The sequence below is a fragment of the Paraburkholderia solitsugae genome (genome assembly GCF_013177695.1).
Classification (GTDB): Bacteria; Pseudomonadota; Gammaproteobacteria; order Burkholderiales; family Burkholderiaceae; genus Paraburkholderia; species Paraburkholderia solitsugae.
The window spans coordinates 18,861-37,086 of the sequence record NZ_WOEY01000053.1 but is presented as its reverse complement, the minus strand read 5'-3'; the positions used below and the strand labels follow the sequence as shown (position 1 = coordinate 37,086).

Below are 18,226 nucleotides of genomic sequence, written 5' to 3'. Positions count from 1 at the left end.
TCGCTAAAAATACAAATGGAGGAGCATATGTCGTCGACACACGACGCGATCGGACCGCCCGTTGGCGCGTCCGACACAAGCCAGATACGCGCAATCAAAGCAAATGAAACCACGGGCATGATCGGCGCGCGGCTTGATCGGTTGCCAGTGTCACGGTCTGTTTGGATGCTGGTGCTGGTGATCTCGCTCGGCGGCTTCTTCGAGTTCTACGAGCTGTTTTCGACCGCGTACATTGCTCCGGGCATCATTCGGTCGGGTGTCCTGACGGCTACCACAAGGAGCTTTCTGAGCATGAGCGGCATAGCGAGTTTCATTGCTGCCGCGTTCACGGGTCTGCTTGTCGGCACGCTGTTCTTCGGCGCGATCGCGGACAAGTTCGGGCGGCGTTCGGTATTCACGTTCGCGTTGCTTTGGTACACCGTGTCCGCGGCAATCATGGCGTTTCAGACGACAGCACTCGGGTTGAACTTCTGGCGCTTCATGGTAGGGATCGGGTTGGGTGTCGAGCTGGTGACCATCGACAGTTATTTGAGCGAGATCGTCCCTAAACATATTCGCGGACGTGCGTTTGCTTTCAACCAGTTCATCACCTACCTGGCGGTGCCGGTAATCGCATGCCTCGCCTGGCAGCTTGTGCCCCTTACTCCGTTCGGTCTCGATGGATGGCGCTGGGTCGTCCTACTCGGGTCGGTGGGAGCCGTTGTGATCTGGGTGATTCGCCGGCGTATCCCCGAGAGTCCGCGCTGGCTTGCGGCGCACGGCGAACCGGAGAAGGCCGAGCGGATCGTGGCGGAGCTCGAGCGGCGGGCCGAGCGAGAAACCGGCCTGCCCTTGCCGGTGCCTGAAGCGACGTCGGGTGAAGTGGTAGAAACGGGCCAGCTTCGGGAAATATTCAGTCGCGCATTTCTGTCGCGCACTGTGATGTTGAGCATCTTCCACGTCTTCCAGACGATCGGGTTGTATGGGTTCTCCAACTGGGTGCCGAGTTTCCTGATCAAGCAGGGTTTCGAGGTAACGACGAGCTTGGCTTATACGCTGGGGATCACGCTGGTGATGCCGTGTGGTCCGCTGATCGCCTTGCTTTATGGTGACCGCTTCGAGCGAAAATGGCAGATCGTGGCTTCGTCGATCCTGGTAGCCGGCGCCGGGTTGCTGTTTGCCGAAGCGCGTAATCCGGTGTTCATCGTGACGACCGGTGCGCTGGTGACACTGGGCGCCACGACCATGTCCTACAACTTTCACGCCTACCAGTCAGAGCTTTATCCGACCCGTATTCGTGCGCGTGCAATAGGCTTTGTGTATTCGTGGAGCCGGCTGTCGGGCATTTTCAGCGGCTTCCTGGTGTCGTACGCGCTAAACCGGGCAGGTGTCTCCGGTGCGCTGCTGCTGATTGCCGCGAGCATGGGTATGGTTGCGTTGTCGATCGCTGTACTTGGACCGTCGACAAAAGGCAGATCACTTGAATCGCTTACGACCTGAGTAGTGAGATCCATGGTGGCGATGGTGACGTGGGTCTATAGCAATCCTACTTGCAGCAGAAGTCCGGACGGGGGATTTTCTATCAATCAAATTGTCAAGAGTCCTACTTATATAAAATCTGAACCAGTGTTGTAAATACCTGCCGATGTCTTGTCGTTATCCAACCTCGTGGAGTATAAAAATGAAAACAATCTCATCTGTAACCCGTATCGCTGCTGCACTTGCCGTTTCATTCGCCGCCCTGGGTTCGCATGCCGAAATGGCCGCGCCGGTCCGGAACGTCGTCCTGGTTCACGGCTTTTTCGCCGATGGTTCGGGCTGGCAGGCGTTGTCAAAAATCCTGACGCGCGACGGCTACAAGGTCTCTGTCGTGCAAGAGCCGGAAACGTCTTTCGATGAAGACGTGAAGGCAACCACCCGGGTTATCGACGAACAGGATGGTCCGAGCATCCTCGTCGGCCACAGTTACGGCGGTGCGGTAGTGACCGAGGCTGGCAACGACGACAAGGTCGCCGGTCTCGTTTATGTGGCGGCATTCCAGCCCGATACGGGAGAAAGTCCCCTCGATCTGACCAAAAAGATGCCGCCCGCGTCTAAATCCATCAAGCCGACTGCGGACGGCCACTTGTACATCGAACCAGCAATGTTCCATGAGGACTTCTGCGCCGATGTGCCCGCGGCCGAAGCAAACTTCATGGCTATCTCGCAGGTGACGCCTGCGGCCCAGGCGTTTGGTGTTCCGATCCAGCACGCGGCCTGGAGGACCAAGCCGAGCTGGGCAGTCGTCGCAACGGCGGACCGTGCAATCAACCCCGATCTTGAACGCTTCATGACCACGCGCGCCGGAAGCACGACGGTCGAGATTAACTCGAGCCATGTGGCCTATATCTCGCATCCAGCCGAAGTCGCGAAGCTGATCGAGCAGGCCGCAACAAAGTCCAGCAAACAATGATTTAACGCGATACGCCGCCTGTGATCGGAGTGATTGTCAGGCGGCGTTCGCGCATCGCTGACGACCTGAGTAGCGAAACCCAGGGCGGCGATGGCGAGGTGGGTCTATAACGATGCGTGTGCAAAGAGCAATGTGCATGTGCATGCAGGCCGGCTTATCCGCGCCGCGTGCCGGTTCCTGATACACGTTCCTTCGAAGTTTTGGGCGCTTCGTGTTGCACGTCGTGTATGACCTGGCCTGTGCGCAGCGTGTTGATGGAATCTGCGGACATGTCGGTCACGAGACGGCTGCGCTCAGGCGAAACAGTGATGGTCAGATGCTGGACCGGCGTACGTTTCGAGTCGTACACGAGGCGTGTGGTCCTGAGCAGCGGCATACCAATTTCCGTGTCGAGCCATTGCGCAAAGGTGGGGTCTGCGGCGACTGCAGTTACCTCCTGAATCACGCGGCCGAAGTCCACGCCGTGACTCATCAGGATCTCGTACAAGGCGCGCTTTTTCAGGCTGGCGGCGGTGATCGATTTGCTGTAGCGCTCGGGAATCCACGCCTCGGAAACCATCAGAGGCGTATCTCCGGATTTGCGCAGCCGCAGCGCATGGACCGCACGGTCAGAGGGCTCCAGTTCCAACTGGATCGCAATGGCCGTGGGCGGCGTTTCCAGATTGACGCTGAGAACCTGCACCTTGGTCTCGGAGGCGGCCTTGTGCAAGGCGTCGACGAACCCGAGTGTGGCCGCTTGACGGGCCACCGGCAGGTCGGTGGGCACAAAGGTGCCGAGGCCCTGACGGCGTTGCACCAGACCCAGCGCTTCGAGATCCGCCAACGCCCGGCGCGCAGTGATCCGCGACACGCCGAACTCAGTGCATAGATCTTCTTCCCTTGGAATCATGCTGCCCGCAGCATACGTGCCGGTGATGATCCGCTCCCGCAATACAAGGAACATCTGGCGATGCAGTGAGGTACCGCGGGACCGGGGGAGCTGCGGGGAAGTCGGAGTAAACATCGTTTAGAGCAGGTTTATAGAGTCTTTCTATCATAGCGTAGAAATTGATCTTCCGTCTTATGTTATGTCAACAGTACAACCGTATCGGAGTCGCCCGGACATTCCGGTTTCGGTCACATCACAAGCACGCCGACAATCACTCATTGACATGTTGTTATAAATATATAACATATAAGAACGCCGCCATCGAACTGAATCGAACGCGGTGTGTATTCAAGCGGAATCGCAAAGACAATAGTGGAGGCTGGATGACAGCAGCAGCAAAATTGCGGGCGTTGCTCGCAAAGCAGGAACTGGTCGTGGCGCCCGGCGCCTATGATGGCCTGACCGCCAGATTGGTGGAGCGTGCGGGATTTCCGGCTGTATACATGACGGGAGCGGGGACAGCGGCGCGTTACGGTTATCCCGACTACGGTTTGCTGACGATGAGCGAGATGGTCGACAACGCAGGCATCCTGTCGAATGCGGTGGACGTGCCAGTCATCGCCGACGCCGACACCGGCTACGGAACGGAACTGAATGTGTTTCGCACCGTGCGGGAATTCGAGCGTAGCGGCGCGGCGGGTATTCATATCGAAGATCAGGTTTCGCCCAAGCGCTGTGGTCACCTCGACGGCAAAGACGTTATCTCGCGCGAGGAGTTCATCGCGAAGATTCGCGCTGCCGTAGCGGCGCGGCGCGATCCGGATTTCCTGCTGATCGCACGCACGGATTCACGGGCCGTCGCTGACATGGACGAGGCCGTAACACGCGCTAACCTGGCCCTCCAGGCCGGCGCAGACATGATCTTCCTTGAAGCCACGCAATCGCTTGATGAAATGGCCGCTGTGCCGCGCCTCGTCAAGGGTCCCTGTCTGCTGAACATCGTGCGTGGCGGCAAGACGCCTGACGTGGACCTGGCAACGGTTGAGCGGTTCGGCTACCGCCTCGCCATCCTGCCGAGCCTGCTTATTGCCGACGTTACCGACACCTGCATCCGTACCTTGCGGCAATTGAAGGAAACCAATACGCCGCCCGCATCGGCGGGCGCCGCTACGCTGGCGGAGCGGTTCCGTAATCTGGGCTCGAGTGAGTGGGACGAACTGCGTACGCGCTTTCGTGACAACAGCACGGTCGCCGGTGACCCGTCGCGTGCGGATTGATGGAGCCGTCATGACAGGCAAGACACTTTTCGACAAGATCTGGGACAGCCACGTTGTCTCGGACCTGGGTGGCGATTGGGCGCTGCTGCATATCGACCGGCATTTGCTGCATGACCTGTCCGGTACGTCCGGCCTTTATGAACTGGCTCAACGCAAGCTCACTGTGCGCAACCCGGAACTGGCTTTCGCGACGCCCGATCACGCGGTATCGAGCGCCCCTGGTCGCACGGGCGAGACTTTCGCGGGGGGCGCGCGCCTGTATCACGGCTTGCGCCAGCTCGCAGCCAGGGCGAACATCCGGCTCTTCGATCTTGGCGAACCCGGGCAGGGCATTGTCCATGTGATGGCGCCGGAACTCGGCATCGTCCAGCCAGGCGCGACGCTGATTTGCGGTGACAGCCATACCTGCACCAACGGCGGCCTGGGTGCGCTCGCGTTCGGTGTCGGGTCGTCCGAGGTCACGCACGCGCTGGCGACGCAAACGCTATTGCAGCGCCGTCCGAAAACAATGCGACTGTGGTTCGATGGACGTCTCGCGCGAGGCGTGACCGCCAAGGATTTGATCCTGCACGTCATTGGGCAGCTCGGTGCCGACGCCGGCACAGGCTACGCAATCGAATATGCGGGTCCCGCGATCCGCGCGCTCGAAATCGAAGAGCGCCTGACGCTGTGCAACTTGTCGATCGAACTCGGTGCGAAGATCGGCATGGTCGCGCCGGATGAGAAGACAGGCGAATGGCTTCAGGGCCGTGCGTACGCACCCGCGGGCGCGTTGTTCGACAGTGCCCGCGCATACTGGAGCACGTTGCCCTCCGACGAGGACGCGTGTTTCGACCGTGAGGTCACATTCGACGTGAACGAAGTCGTGCCGACCGTGACGTGGGGAACGAGCCCCGAGCACGCGATGCGAATCGACGGTGTCATTCCCGATCCGGCCGCTGTGCCTGACAGCCGGCGGAGCGAGGCTTGGCAAGAAGCGCTCCGATATATGGGTCTTGAGCCGGGTCGTCCGATCGCGGGCACGACGGTCGACTGGGTCTTCATTGGCTCATGCGCGAACTCGCGGCTGCCGGATCTCAGAGCGGCGGCAGCAGTTATCCGCGGGCGCAAGGTCGCGGATCGTGTAACCGCGTGGGTCGTGCCCGGATCTGAATCGGTCAGGCGCGAAGCTGTGGCAGAGGGACTGGATCGCGTATTCCTTGACGCTGGCTTCGAGTGGCGCGAACCGGGCTGCAGCATGTGCGTGGCAGCAAACGGCGAACAGGTGCCGCCGCAGGCGCGGGCCGTGTCCACGTCGAATCGCAACTTCGTTGGCCGTCAGGGTCCGGGGGCGCGTACGCATCTGGCCAGCCCGGCTATGGCCGCGGCCGCTGCGGTCGCGGGCGCCATTGTCGATGTTCGGAGTCTGTAGCGATGGAAAAAGTATCGAAGATAACGGGGGCCGCGGCTCCTCTCATGCTCGCCAATGTCGACACGGACCTGATCATCCGGATAGAGCGACTCACCAGCGTGCCCAGCGGCCAATTGGGACCTTATGCGTTCGAGGCACTGCGCTATCGGGACGATGGAAGTGACGAACCGGCGTTCGTGCTAAATCAGCCCGCCTTCAAAAATGCTCCAATTCTTCTTGCCGGCGCCAACTTCGGCTGCGGATCGTCGCGCGAGGGCGCCGTCTCGGCATTATGGGGAAGCAGCATTCGTTGCGTGATCGCAGAAAGCTTCGGCGATATCTTCCGGAACAACTGCTTTCAGAACGGACTGCTGCCGGTGCAGCTATCGGCTGCCGAACTGGACGTGCTGAGTCGTGACGCGGCCGGCGGAGAAAGCGTGACGGTGGATCTCGACCAGCAAACGGTTACTGCGCCGCGGGGACAGGTCTTCCGGTTCGAAATCGAGCTATTGCGCCGCAACGCGCTTTTGCAGGGACTCGACGAGATTGGTCAGACGATGCTGCGCGAGTCCGATATTGCGGCCTGGCAACATCGTGATAGTGAGAACCGTCCATGGATGTGGGCGCTGGCACCGAGGCTCGCGAGAACCAGCGGCATGGCTTAAGGGGGCGGCTGAAATGCTTGCGGCATCCATGGGTCATTTGCCTCTACGCCCGGGTGTCGCGCCTACGACAACCTGCCGCGCTCCTTGCGGCGATGATGAATATAACGACATATGAAAAAACGTGTTCTTGACGCCGAGGCGGCTGAGCTTGCTTCAACGGCTCCAACCGATCCCGACGGTCCGACCGGTCAGTTGGCGCAATGGCTGGCCGCCGTCGAACTGAAGGACATTCCGGGCGATGTGATCGAGCGTGCACGCTACCTGATGCTGGACGGTATCGGATGTGCGCTCGTCGGTGCGCAACTGCCGTGGTCTCGCACAGCGGTTGGTATCGTCGCCGACTTCGATGGCGGGCAGGTTTGCACGGTCATCGGCTGGGGCCGGCGCACCACTGCGTCCGCCGCGGCGTTGTTGAACGGCACCTTTATCCAGGGTTTTGAACTCGACGACTTCCATCCCTTCGCGCCGCTTCACAGCGCATCGATCGTGCTGCCGTCACTGTTTGCCTGCGCGGAAAAGCAGGTGTCGCGACCGGTGAGCGGCGAGGAATTTCTTCTCGCCATGCTGTGCGGTCTGGAGGTCGGCCCGCGCGTCGGCCTCGCGTTGCACGGCGCACAGATGCTTTCGCGTGGCTGGCATTCCGGGTCCGTGTTCGGCACGCACGCGTCGGCCGCTGCCGCAGGCAAGCTGATGGGGCTCGGCGCTGCGGAATTCGAGGATGCACTAGGCCTTGCGGGCACGCAGTCCGCAGGTCTGATGGCCGCACAATTCGAGGCGATGTCCAAGCGCATGCATCATGGCTTTGCATCGCGCAACGGTCTGTATGCGGCGGTCCTGGCGGCAGGCGGTTATACCGGCATCAAGCGCGTGTTCGAGCGGGAATACGGCGGTTTCCTGTCGACCTTTGGCGAAGGTCATGCGCCGGATGCGTCGCAGGTCAGCAGCGAGCTGGGAACGCGTTGGGAAACACAGCGCATCATCATCAAACGTCATGCGGCAATGGGTGGCCTGCTCGCGGCGATCGATGGCATCCAGGCGCTCAAGCGCGAGACCGGGTTCACCGGTGACGATATCGAGCGTATTGAAATCGATCTGGGCCATGCCGTCTTCCATCACGGCGGCTGGGTTGCCGAGCGGCCGCTCACCTCGATCGGTGCGCAGATGAACATGGCGTATGCCGTCGCCGTGACGGTGCTTGACGGTGTCGCGCTGACGAAGCAGTTTGTTGCGCCAAGGCTCGACGCCGACGATGTGTGGGACCTGATCGGGAAAATCACGGTCCGTCACGACGCGACGTTCGACACCCTCGGGCCGGCCGCGCGTGGTGCGACTCGCCTCGTGGTTCATTTTCGCAACCGTCCGCGTCGGGAGCTCCTGCTACGGCACCCGGAGGGCGACGCGCTGCCTGAAGTGTCTAACGACGAGATTGTTCACAAGTTCCGGCAACTGACTGACGGCGTGATCGCGGTGTCGCGCCGTGACGAGATCGAGCGCGCCGTCGTGGGTCTCGACAAGATGGCTGATGTCCGCGAGCTGATCGGACTGCTGGCTGAGCCAGTAAAGTCACCGCTTGAATGAGCTACCGCCTTTTTGAATCGGACCGAAGCGACGGTCCGTTCGTCTTGCGTTACCCGTCCTATTACATCATGCAAACGCTATTTTTTTGTCTCGCGTCCAGGCTTTCCTTCACGAGGCGCACGCAATGATCGACCGATTGCTGGGTCGTCTTTTGCGTGGCCGGCACGCCGGCGAAGAGCACCTGCTCAATCGCGATCTGCGCCTCGCTTCCAGCCTGGCCACCATCGAACTGACAAGCACGGCGTTCAGACCCGGTGCGGTGATTCCTTTGCGCTATGCGGGAGAGGGCGTAGGCGATAACGTCTCGCCGCCTCTCGCATGGCGCAACGTGCCGGATCGCGCTGTCGAACTGGTGCTGAACATCGAAGATCCCGATGCACCGTTTCGCCGCCCGTTTGTCCATCTCGTCGCCGCGTGCATCCCGCCGTCTGCATCGGGCATGGCGGAAAGCTCGCTCAACGCCAGTTCGTTTTCGACCCAACGGGAATTGGGGCTGACAACCTTCCGGAAACTGGGCTATGGGGGGCCGCGCGCGTTGCCGGGGCACGGACCGCACACGTACGTGTTCCAAGTTTTTGCGTTGGCCAGAAAATCCGGCCTCGGGTCAGGAATGACGCGCGACGATGTGCTGCGTGTGCTTCAGGACAACGTCCTCGCGTACGGAGAACTTCGCGGGGTGTTCGAACGAAAATAAGCTGGAAGGGTTCCGTTTTGTGCGCTGGCCATGTCAGCGTCATCGCAAGTGATGGCAGGTTTGTTATTTTATTAATTAAGTATCCTTATTATTTTGCGAGGTGATTCTATCAATTTGTAAAACCCGCTTTAATCGTGGCGCGGGCTGATGAACTGGCGGTTGATCACGGCCGGGGATGGCGACACCGCCCGGCTATCACGTGGCGCCGAACTATATAAAAATGGAGACGATTTGAAAACTATTTACGTTGCTGGAGCGCTTGCAGCATTGGGAGCGGGAAGCGCGATGGGGCAGTCGAGCGTGACCTTGTATGGACTCACCGATGTCAGCGTGCAGTATCTGACTCACGTCAATCGCGCTGGGGATTCGACCGTGCAAATGGGCGGCGGCGGTCTGTCGGAAAGCCGCTTTGGCGTGAATGGAACCGAGGACCTGGGCGGTGGCAACGCGGCGATTTTCCGATTGGAGAACCGTTTCGATCTCAACAATGGCCAGTCCGATCCCGCTCTGCCGTTCTGGAACACGGCATTCGTCGGTCTGAAGTCCGCCACTCTGGGCACGCTTACCATGGGGCGTCAGAGCAACGTACTCGCCAGCATAGTCGACCGGACCTATGCATCGAATTCGTGGGTGCCGTTCAATTTCAGCTTCCAGCCGGAAATCACCATGCTCGGAGGCCTTTGGTCCAGCAACATGGCGAAATACACGATCAAGCTCGCCGACGTGGTCGGCCAGGCTTCGTACGCGTTCGGGAACGTGCCGGGACACATGTCTTACGGTTCGCAACTGGCCGTCGGCGTCGCTTATATGCCGGCGGCGCCGGTAACTGCAGGCGCGGGCTACATGGATTCGCGCGATTCGACCAACGGTTCGCATTCGAAGGCGTGGACGGCGGGTGCTTCCTACACGTGGCAGAGCACGCAGTTCCACGCGGGCTACTTTGAAAACCGGCTCGACCCAGGCTTCCAGTCTTATCTTAACGGCCCGTTTACCGCGCCGGTACTTGCCGCGTTGAAGTTCACCGACTTCAGTTCGCGCCGCATGTTCAGCCTCGGCGCTGTGCACTCGTTCAGTTCGGCAATGCGGCTTTCCTTCAATTATTGGCGCACGCTGCAGACCGGCAAGACCGCGCGGCTCGACGGCACGGCCTCGCAGTTCGAGTTGCTCGCGGACTACAACCTGTCGAAGCGTACTGATGTTTATATCGAAGGCAACTACGGGCTGTATCGCGGCGACCTGATCGGCGCGCAGATCCAGGGTGTCAACGGCTTGGGCACAGCGCAGAAAGGCACCCAGCTAGGCTTGATGGCCGGCATACGCCATCAATTCTGAACGAGGCATCCTATCTGACAAAGATAGGGTTATTCGAAACGCGATTCTCGTTGCCGGAAAAGAGCGACATGCCCGGTCGTTTCAACGGGGAAAGGAGACTTTATGAAAGTGATCAGGATATTTCAGGCGCTGGGCTTTGTGCTGAGTCTGGCGCTCGCGTCGGGTGCGTACGCTCAGTCTGACTCTAGTGCGCCCTCGGCGACTGTGGCTTCTGCTGCGTCTGGCAAAGCGAATCAGACGAGCATTAAAAAGGCTGATCGCAAGCTCGGTTCTGACGTGCGGCGTGCGCTGAGCAAGACGAGGGACATCGAGGTGGAGAACATTTTCGTGCGTGCGCACGGTGGCGCAGTCACATTGACGGGCTCGGTGCCGGACAATGCACAGATTGGCAGAGCCGAGGAGGTTGCCAAAAGCGTGCCGGGCGTGATATCGGTCACGAACAAGCTGTCACTGCAGCCCCAGAATTATTAGTTGTTCGTGAGTAAGCGTCTGTTACGGAGCCATTCGCGACTGCAGAAAGCGACTTCTCGCCATGCGTGTTCCCGATTACCACTGCCATCGTCTGGAGATGGGAGCGGGTTGCGGCAACGCGGCGGTCTTTTTTTCGCCCGTTGCCGCAATGGCCCGACGCAGCGCCTGAAACGATGTCTCGAATCAGGCCGCGCAGCTAGCTATTACTGCTTGATGCCTTCAGCCTGGATATTCAGCGTGGTCAGCATCTTGAAGCCGTAGGTCTTGCCGAAGTCGACGCCGAAATCGTCGCGATTGAACGTCGCGGTCGCTTCAGTGCCGCACACTTCGCGCTTGAGCATCGGGTTCATGATGCACTTGAACGATTCGATCTTCAGGTTGACCGGCTTGGTCACGCCATGCATGGTCAGCGCTCCGATCACTTCCACTGGCTTGTCGCCGTCGAAGCGGATCTGCGTGCCCTTGTAGGTCGCGGTCGGGTACTTGGCTGCATCGAAGAACTTGTCCGTGCCCAGTTCCGAGTCGAGCTTGTCGTTACCGATATCCGCCGAGCTCATATCGATCGTCACGTCCACCGTGCCGGTCTTCGCCGCGCGATCCAGCACCACGGTGCCACTGCTCTTCGTGAACTTGCCGCGCCAGATCGACAGTCCGCCGAAGTGGTCGGTTTCGAAGCTCGGGTAGGTGTGCATCGGGTCGAGCTGATACGTATCGGCGGCCATTGCGTTAAACGACATGGCTGCGGCCAGCGCGCCTGCGGCGAGTAAAAGTTGCTTCTTCAAGGGATTCTCCAGTTTTCAGAAAGTGCTGCGACGCTTCGTTGTTGTCAGTTACTTCTTCGAAGCGACGATGTGAAATTTGATGACGACTTCGTCGGCGACCACCGACGTGTCTTTCCATTCGCCCGTGCCGACATCGAACTGCGAACGTTTGATCGGCAAGGTGCCGTCGAAGGTTTGCGTGCTGCCCTGGCTGGCGATGGTGACCGGCACCACGACGGTTTGCGATTTGCCTTTGATGGTGAGCTTGCCGGTGATCTTGTACTGGTTGCCGCCGGCCGGCGCGATCGCGCTCGAGACGAACGTCGCGGCCGGATAGGTGGCGCTATCGAACCATTCCTTACCTTGGGCCTGCTTGTTGTAGTCGTCCGCGCCGAGGTCGTAGCTGCCGGTGTCGATCGACACGTTGGCGCTGCCGGCGGTCGGCTTGGCCGGATCGAAAGTCAACTGCGCCGAGAACTTCCTGAATTTGCCGTCCACCGGCACGTTCATCTGCTTCGTCGTCGCGATGACGCTGCTTTTGCTCGTGTCGACATCGGCGTGCGTAAGGCCTGCGCCGAAGAAGGAGAAAGCGGCGACGCCGGCCAGAATGGAGTGATAAAAGTTTGATTTCATAGTGGTACGCATCCTATCGAATCCACGCGGGCTCATTGCACATCGCTGGGAATTAGATTGCCAACAGGCTGTAGCCAATCGCCTGTTACTCGTGGGTTACTTGAGGAACGGAATCATCCGTGCGAGTAATCCGTCGCGGTCGACGAATTGATGCTTGAGTGCCGCGAGTATGTGCATGGCAATGAGCGCCAGCAACGTGTAATTGAGCAGTACGTGAACCGTGCGCAGGCTTGCCTTGAGCGCCTCGTCCGGGCCGATCAGGGTGGGCAGCGGCACGATGCCGAGGTACACCACCTGAATGCCCGCGGCCGAACTATAGAAGTAACCGGACAGCGGGATCGCCAGCATCAGCACGTAGAGCACGCCGTGCACGAGATGGGCGGCAGCCTTCTGCCACTGGGGTGTAGTGCTATCGAGCGCCGGCGCGCGGTGAGTGGCGCGCCACAGCACGCGCGCCACGGCGAGCACGAAGACCGTCACACCGATCCATTTGTGCCACGAGAAGTACTTCAATTTGGTGGGCGTGAAGCCATGGATATCGGTCATGATCCAGCCGATATAGAACCCGCAGACGATCAGCAATGCGATTAGCCAATGCAAGGCGATGGCAGGGCCGCTGTAGTGCTTGACGTCTGAAGGGTGGGGTTTCATTGGCTCATGCTCACGGGTCGTGGTACTTGCTGCGTGCGGTGTTTCGGGTATGAATGCGGATAGTAGGGATGCCAATGAAAACTGAATAGCCGGGTAGAAGAGAACAGATTGTTCTAGCCGTGACGCTAATGGCGAGGGAATGAGACGGTGCGGCGGTCTGAATGGTGTGGCACACAACTTGCGGCCAACCTCCGGCGGCATCCTGGTCATGGGTTATGCTGCGGTCCAATACCGTGTTCGTGTGCCATCAGAATCCAGAGACTTACATGTTGAATTCCGTCTTCCTTTCCTGGGGTATCGCCATTGCCGCCACGGCCGGCGTCATCACCCGGCCGTTCAAATGGCCCGAGGCCGTGTGGGCCGTCGCAGGCGCGTTATTACTCGTGTCGCTGGGCCTGCTTCCCGCCGATCTGGCAATCGAGGCAGTCGGCAAGGGCACGGACGTCTACCTGTTCCTGTTCGGCATGATGGTGCTATCGGAGGTCGGGCGCCGCGAAGGTCTGTTCGACTGGGTCGCCGTATTCGCGGTGAACCACGCCAAAGGATCTCCGAGGAAGCTCTTTCTGCTGGTCTATCTGGTCGGCGTGGTCATCACCGCGTTCCTTTCCAATGACGCCACTGCGGTCGTCCTCACGCCGGCGGTATTTGCCGCCGCTAAAAAAGCGAAGACGCATCCGCTGCCTTTGCTCTTCGTCTGCGCGTTCATCGCGAATGCCGCGAGCTTTGTGCTGCCGATCTCGAATCCGGCCAACATCGTGCTGTACGGCAATCACACCCCCGCGCTCGGCGCGTGGCTGATGCGCTTCACGCTGCCTTCGCTTCTGTCGATCGTCGCGACCTATGTGCTATTGCGCTGGACCCAGCGTGAGACGCTCGCCGGGACCTGCGAGGCCGATCTCGAGCCCCTCGAATTGTCGTCGAGCGGGCGCGTTGCGCTCGCGGGTATCGCGGTCACGGCCGTCGTGCTCCTGACGGTTTCCGCCTTCGATGTCCCGCTCGGCTTGCCCACCGCGATACTCGGCGCGTTGACCGCGGCGGTCGTGCTGATCCAGGAGCGCAAATCGCCGCTGCCCATGATCAAGGAAATATCGTGGAGCGTACTGCCGCTGGTCGCCGCCTTGTTCGTGCTCGTCGAGATGCTCGATCACACCGGCGTCATCACGACATTCGTCAATCTGCTGCAAGATGCGACGCAACACAGCGAAGTCGCGACGGCCGGCTGGGCGGGCAGCGCTATCGCGATCGGCAGCAATCTGATGAACAATCTGCCGGCGGGTTTGATCGCCAGTTCGACCGTGACGCAGGCGCATAGTCCTGAGCGCGTGATCGATGCGTTCCTGATCGGCGTCGATCTGGGGCCAAACCTGTCGATCACGGGCTCGCTCGCAACGATCCTCTGGCTCAACGCCATTCGCCGCGAAGGCGAGGACGTGAGCTTCATGAAGTTTTTGAAAGTGGGGGTGGTGGTGATGCTGCCGGCCCTCGCGCTGGCGCTCGCCGCGCGGATTCTGACCGGTTGAGCGCACCACGCGGCGGCTCCTCAGCCGCCAGCGTATGCGCGGACTGTTCGAGTAAGCGCAGCGCTGCGTCGAGCCGTGCGAGGCGCGCGCGCTGTATCGGCATCAGCAACATTTTGGGAAACATGCTCAGCCTATTTCGCCAATACGACAACGGAATGCGATCGTTGGTGGAAATTTTTCCGAACACGAGTTCGAAATGGGCAATCTCTTTGTCTATATCCTGATAGCTCATCTAACGTTCCTGAAGGAGAGGTGGATGGGCGATGCAACGGTGCAAGCGGGATGCCGGCAGTTGGACAGATACATCTAATCAATGGGCACGTCTGACGGTGGTGTGGAATCCAGCAAGTGCCGTGCCGCGTTCCGCGATGTCGGGTTGACATCGAGTTAGCCGCCAGTAGTCTGATCAATCGCTTTGGCGCGCTTAACGCGGTACCACCGTCACAGGTTGCGCATAGGTGACGGCAGGGGCGGGCACGATTGCGTAGTTGGTCGGCGCGGGCACCACGACCGTCGTGTACAGGGGAATGGGTTTCGCAGGCAGCGGCACGGGCGTGCCGGCCGCTACGGGAACCGGCGCCGGCGGGGGCGCCACGACATAGACCGGCTTGACCGGCACGTAGTAATAGACAGGGCGTGGCGGCGGTGCGTAGACCACGGCAGCGGGCATATACACGACCACCCGGGCGAACGCCGTCGACGAACAGGCGAGACCGAGGGCGGTGAAGGTAGAGGCGCAGACGAGACGAATACTCACTTGATACTCCTGAAACGTTGAGCGGCGCGTGCGTCTTCCGATGAAGAAGCAGTGCTGCTGGTTCGGATTGCTTGAGAGTCTTCCCGAACCATCGAGGCGCTTGGGGGGCTTGTGGCGCCGGAAGACGAAAGATACGCAAACCGCCTTCGAAACGGGAGCGCGAACTTATTTCATTCAATGTCGCGTGAAAGTGAGCGATGACGTAAGTGTGCGTTTGTATGGAGCGTATGCTGTGTTACGACGGCAGCGCGTACCTGCGATGCCGACGCCGCGAAAAACCATGACATAGGGCGACATGATTCTGAAATTGCCTTCCGGCGGCACTTCCCCAAGAATTCGGTCTGTCATCGAACGGATCGCGGCACATTGCAGGCGACGCACGATGACTCAATCGAAGGACTCAGTCATGAAAAAGTTGATCGCCGTTGTGCTGCTGTGCTGCGCATCCACCGTCACGTTTGCCCAAACCGCCGCGCCGCAGGGCAGCAATCCCCAGCGCATGGAACGCATGGCGCAGCAGTTGCAAACGCGCTTCGCGAGCGCCAACACCACGCACGACGGTAAGCTCACCAAAGCGCAGGCCGCTGCGGGCATGCCGATGGTTGCCAAGCATTTCGATGAAATTGACACGCAGAAAGCGGGCTACATCACGTTGCCGCAGATCGCGGCATTCATGCAGGAACGCGGGGCAGCGCACTGAGCCGCGTGGGCTCCGGCGGGATCGTAGGACCTTTGACGCACACCCGCCACGTCCCGACGCCTGAACCGAGGAGCTTTCGTATGGATCGCCCCGCCAAAATCATCGTGCTCGACGACGAAGCCGAACTGCGCAACATGCTGCAACGCTTCTTGCGCGGCCACGGCTTCGACGTACGGATCGCGGAAGACGGCAAGCGGCTCGACCGTTATCTGGAGCGCGAGCCGTTCGATCTGCTGGTGCTCGATCTGATGATCGGCGAAGAGGACGGCCTTGCCATCTGCGCCCGTTTGCGCGCGCAAGGGCAGACGCTGCCGATTCTGATGCTGACCGCGAAGGGCGATCCGCTCGACAAGGTGGCCGGCCTCGAAACCGGCGCTGACGACTACCTCGCCAAGCCGTTCCTGCCGCGTGAGCTGGTGGCGCGGATCAATGCACTGCTGCGCCGCCAGAAGATCGCCTCGGGCGATGTCACGGTGACCTCGCAGAGCGTGCGTTTCGGCGATTTCAGTCTCGACGTCGGCAAGCAGCAGTTGTCGCGTGCTGGAGAACTGCTGGAGATTCATTCGGCACAGATGCTGCTGCTGGTCGCGCTGGCCTCGTCGCCGAACCGGCCCGTGAGCCGGGACAATCTGCTGGCGCGCGCCCGTGGGCGTGAGCACGATGCGCTCGATCGCAGCATCGACGTGCAGGTGCTGCGGCTCAGGCAGATCGTCGAGGACGATCCGTCGAAGCCGCGCTTTATCAAGACCGTGTGGGGCGTCGGCTACATGCTGATCGCGGACGTCGACTCATGACGCGCGCGTGGCTGCACAGGGCGCTGCCGAAAACGCTGCTGGCGCGCAATATCGCCTTGCTGATCGTGCTGGTGATGCTAAGCCAGATATGCGCGCTTGGCGTGCTGCTGCACTACGTGCAGCGGCCCCGCGTCGAGCGCGCGGGCGCGGTGTTCGCCACCTATGTGACGACGCTCGATAGCCTGCTTCGGGCCACGCCGCCAGGCGCGCGGACCGAATTGACCGCACGCCTCGATGCTCGCACGCAACTCCCTGCTGAAGCCGCCGTTGAACCGCCGCCTAGTCTGATGCTCGCCTATCGCACCTATCAGCGCAAAGTGTTTCTCGATAGCTTGCGCGATCATCTGCCTGCCGACATGCCCGCGCGCTGGCAGTCCGAAGGCGGTCAACGCTTGTGGATTCGCATGCATGCCCCGGCGGATGCGCCGCAAGCGCCATACTGGATCGCGCTGCCGATTCCAGAAGACGCACAAGGTGCCGGACTCGACGCCGCGATCCTGCTGTCGCTCGGTTTGGGCGCACTGGCGGCGCTGACCGGCTACGTGATCCAGCGCCACCTCAACCAGCCGCTCCAGGCGTTGACTCGGGCGGCGCGCCGCGTGAGTGCCGGCGAAACGCCCGCGCCGCTGCCGACCGACGGTCCGACTGAGATCGCAGCGGTAAGCAGTGCATTCAATCAGATGACGCATGCGCTGCAGCAAGCCGAGGCGACGCGCGCACTGATGCTGGCGGGCATCTCGCACGACATCCGCACGCCGCTCACCAAACTGCGGCTCTCGATGGCGATGGCGATGCCGGACGGCAGCGACAGCAGCTTTGTGGTCGCCGCCGAGTCCTATCTGGACCAGATCGAGACGATCTTGCAGCAGTTCATGGATTACGCGGGCAGCGGCGAGCGAGAGGCTGCCGAACCCGGCGATCTGAATGCGCTGATTGAACGGCTCGCGGGCGATTTCGCGGGGCTGGGCCATGAATTTGCGCTGTCGCTCGCCAAGCTGCCGCCGGTCGCGTACCGGCCGATCAGCATGATGCGGCTTCTGATGAACCTGATGCAGAACGCCATCGTATATGGCGGCACGGGCCTTGCCGTGCGGAGTTGGGCGACAGGCGAAGCCGTGTATGTCGCGGTCGGCGATCGCGGCAAAGGTCTTTCGGCAGAGGAGCTGGAACAACTGAAAGCACCGTTTCAGCGCGGCCGCAATGCGCGCGCGCACAGCGGCGGTACGGGATTGGGCCTGGCGATTGTCGAGCGGATCGCGCGGCTGCACGGCGGCAGCCTGCAGTTTCGTGCGCGCGAGGGCGGCGGGTTGGAGGTGTGGGTGGTGTTGCCGCTCGCGCCCTAGTTGAGCGCGCTCATTCCCTATCCAGCCAGGCGTCCAGTCCTACCCGGAAGGCCACGCCAGCGATTACCGGCACGGTCAGCATGAGAATGATGCCGAAGTTGGGAATTTCGTCACCGTAAGTAATCGGACCGTAGAGCACGACGGTCGCAACGATCGCGAAGACCACGACGCCGATCGCAACCATCAGAAGATTGCGCGACATAATGGACAGATCCTTGCGCTTCGCCTTGCCCGGCGTGGTGCTGGCAGTGGGGACTTCGTCGTGTTGGGCGGGCATGATGGTTCTCGTGACTAGAAGAAGTGCCGCGCGAAACGCGGCTGCAAATGCAAATCAGAATGCAAAACACAGCGCGGCGATGAA

General features: G+C 60.7%; 19 protein-coding genes. 13 read left to right on the top strand and 6 right to left on the bottom strand.

Annotated elements, in window-relative coordinates; genetic code table 11:
* Positions 1–117: 117 nt before the first annotated feature.
* Together GNZ12_RS12975 and GNZ12_RS12970 are read left to right on the top strand one after the other, a co-directional pair.
* Positions 118–1,479, top strand: a complete 1,362-nt coding sequence (locus GNZ12_RS12975; protein WP_407947696.1) for an MFS transporter — start codon at positions 118–120, stop codon at positions 1,477–1,479.
* A 181-nt stretch (positions 1,480–1,660) separates the two neighbouring features.
* Positions 1,661–2,431 (top strand): alpha/beta hydrolase, encoded by a 771-nt coding sequence (locus GNZ12_RS12970; protein WP_172310704.1) that lies wholly within the window; start codon positions 1,661–1,663, stop codon positions 2,429–2,431.
* Positions 2,432–2,585: 154 nt separating this feature from the next.
* Here the strand turns inward: GNZ12_RS12970 and GNZ12_RS12965 are convergent, their stop codons facing one another.
* Complete coding sequence (locus GNZ12_RS12965; protein WP_235993710.1) at positions 2,586–3,374, bottom strand: GntR family transcriptional regulator; 789 nt, start codon at positions 3,372–3,374, stop codon at positions 2,586–2,588.
* A gap of 308 nt (positions 3,375–3,682) precedes the next feature.
* Between GNZ12_RS12965 and GNZ12_RS12960 the strand changes: the two genes are divergently transcribed.
* The 7 genes from GNZ12_RS12960 (at position 3,683) to GNZ12_RS12930 (ending at position 10,706) form a co-directional block, all read left to right on the top strand.
* Complete coding sequence (locus GNZ12_RS12960; RefSeq protein ID WP_172310702.1) at positions 3,683–4,576, top strand: isocitrate lyase/PEP mutase family protein; 894 nt, start codon at positions 3,683–3,685, stop codon at positions 4,574–4,576.
* Positions 4,577–4,586: 10 nt separating this feature from the next.
* On the top strand, positions 4,587–5,987 hold the full coding sequence (leuC, locus tag GNZ12_RS12955) for a 3-isopropylmalate dehydratase large subunit (RefSeq protein WP_172310701.1): 1,401 nt from the start codon (positions 4,587–4,589) through the stop codon (positions 5,985–5,987).
* A gap of 2 nt (positions 5,988–5,989) precedes the next feature.
* Positions 5,990–6,631: a 3-isopropylmalate dehydratase small subunit gene (leuD, locus tag GNZ12_RS12950; protein WP_172310700.1), complete on the top strand. Its 642-nt coding sequence runs from the start codon at positions 5,990–5,992 to the stop codon at positions 6,629–6,631.
* Between the two features lie 111 nt (positions 6,632–6,742).
* Positions 6,743–8,209: an MmgE/PrpD family protein gene (locus GNZ12_RS12945; RefSeq protein WP_172310699.1), complete on the top strand. Its 1,467-nt coding sequence runs from the start codon at positions 6,743–6,745 to the stop codon at positions 8,207–8,209.
* Between the two features lie 124 nt (positions 8,210–8,333).
* On the top strand, positions 8,334–8,903 hold the full coding sequence (locus GNZ12_RS12940; protein WP_172310698.1) for a YbhB/YbcL family Raf kinase inhibitor-like protein: 570 nt from the start codon (positions 8,334–8,336) through the stop codon (positions 8,901–8,903).
* A 231-nt stretch (positions 8,904–9,134) separates the two neighbouring features.
* Positions 9,135–10,235, top strand: coding sequence for a porin (locus GNZ12_RS12935; protein WP_235993709.1), 1,101 nt, complete (start codon positions 9,135–9,137; stop codon positions 10,233–10,235).
* Between the two features lie 102 nt (positions 10,236–10,337).
* A complete protein-coding gene (locus GNZ12_RS12930; protein ID WP_172310696.1) occupies positions 10,338–10,706 on the top strand; it encodes a BON domain-containing protein in 369 nt (122 codons plus the stop codon).
* Positions 10,707–10,909: 203 nt separating this feature from the next.
* Here GNZ12_RS12930 and GNZ12_RS12925 read toward each other — a convergent pair whose 3' ends face one another.
* The 3 genes from GNZ12_RS12925 to GNZ12_RS12915 form a co-directional block, all read right to left on the bottom strand.
* Positions 10,910–11,488 (bottom strand): YceI family protein, encoded by a 579-nt coding sequence (locus tag GNZ12_RS12925; protein WP_172310695.1) that lies wholly within the window; start codon positions 11,486–11,488, stop codon positions 10,910–10,912.
* 48 nt (positions 11,489–11,536) lie between these two features.
* Positions 11,537–12,100 carry a YceI family protein gene (locus GNZ12_RS12920; RefSeq protein WP_172310694.1) on the bottom strand — a complete coding sequence of 188 codons (564 nt, stop codon included), beginning with the start codon at positions 12,098–12,100 and terminating at the stop codon, positions 11,537–11,539.
* Positions 12,101–12,196: 96 nt separating this feature from the next.
* Positions 12,197–12,751, bottom strand: coding sequence for a cytochrome b (locus tag GNZ12_RS12915; protein WP_172310693.1), 555 nt, complete (start codon positions 12,749–12,751; stop codon positions 12,197–12,199).
* Positions 12,752–13,020: 269 nt separating this feature from the next.
* Here GNZ12_RS12915 and GNZ12_RS12910 point away from each other — a divergent pair, with 269 nt between their 5' ends.
* Positions 13,021–14,271 carry an arsenic transporter gene (locus GNZ12_RS12910; protein ID WP_172310768.1) on the top strand — a complete coding sequence of 417 codons (1,251 nt, stop codon included), beginning with the start codon at positions 13,021–13,023 and terminating at the stop codon, positions 14,269–14,271.
* Positions 14,272–14,695: 424 nt separating this feature from the next.
* On the opposite strand, the gene GNZ12_RS12905 is transcribed toward GNZ12_RS12910, so the two are convergent.
* Positions 14,696–15,028 carry a hypothetical protein gene (locus GNZ12_RS12905; protein ID WP_172310692.1) on the bottom strand — a complete coding sequence of 111 codons (333 nt, stop codon included), beginning with the start codon at positions 15,026–15,028 and terminating at the stop codon, positions 14,696–14,698.
* 406 nt (positions 15,029–15,434) lie between these two features.
* Here GNZ12_RS12905 and GNZ12_RS12900 point away from each other — a divergent pair, with 406 nt between their 5' ends.
* The 3 genes from GNZ12_RS12900 to GNZ12_RS12890 all read left to right on the top strand — a co-directional run bounded on the left by GNZ12_RS12900 (position 15,435) and on the right by GNZ12_RS12890 (position 17,865).
* The gene (locus tag GNZ12_RS12900; RefSeq protein ID WP_172310691.1) at positions 15,435–15,728 is read left to right on the top strand and encodes an EF-hand domain-containing protein; all 294 of its coding nucleotides are present in this window, start codon (positions 15,435–15,437) and stop codon (positions 15,726–15,728) included.
* Positions 15,729–15,808: 80 nt separating this feature from the next.
* On the top strand, positions 15,809–16,522 hold the full coding sequence (locus GNZ12_RS12895) for a response regulator (protein ID WP_074288114.1): 714 nt from the start codon (positions 15,809–15,811) through the stop codon (positions 16,520–16,522).
* On the top strand, positions 16,519–17,865 hold the full coding sequence (locus GNZ12_RS12890) for an ATP-binding protein (protein ID WP_172310690.1): 1,347 nt from the start codon (positions 16,519–16,521) through the stop codon (positions 17,863–17,865). The genes GNZ12_RS12895 and GNZ12_RS12890 overlap by 4 nt, the downstream gene beginning before the upstream one ends.
* A 10-nt stretch (positions 17,866–17,875) precedes the next feature.
* Here the strand turns inward: GNZ12_RS12890 and GNZ12_RS12885 are convergent, their stop codons facing one another.
* A complete protein-coding gene (locus GNZ12_RS12885) occupies positions 17,876–18,142 on the bottom strand; it encodes a hypothetical protein (protein WP_172310689.1) in 267 nt (88 codons plus the stop codon).
* Positions 18,143–18,226: the final 84 nt, after the last annotated feature.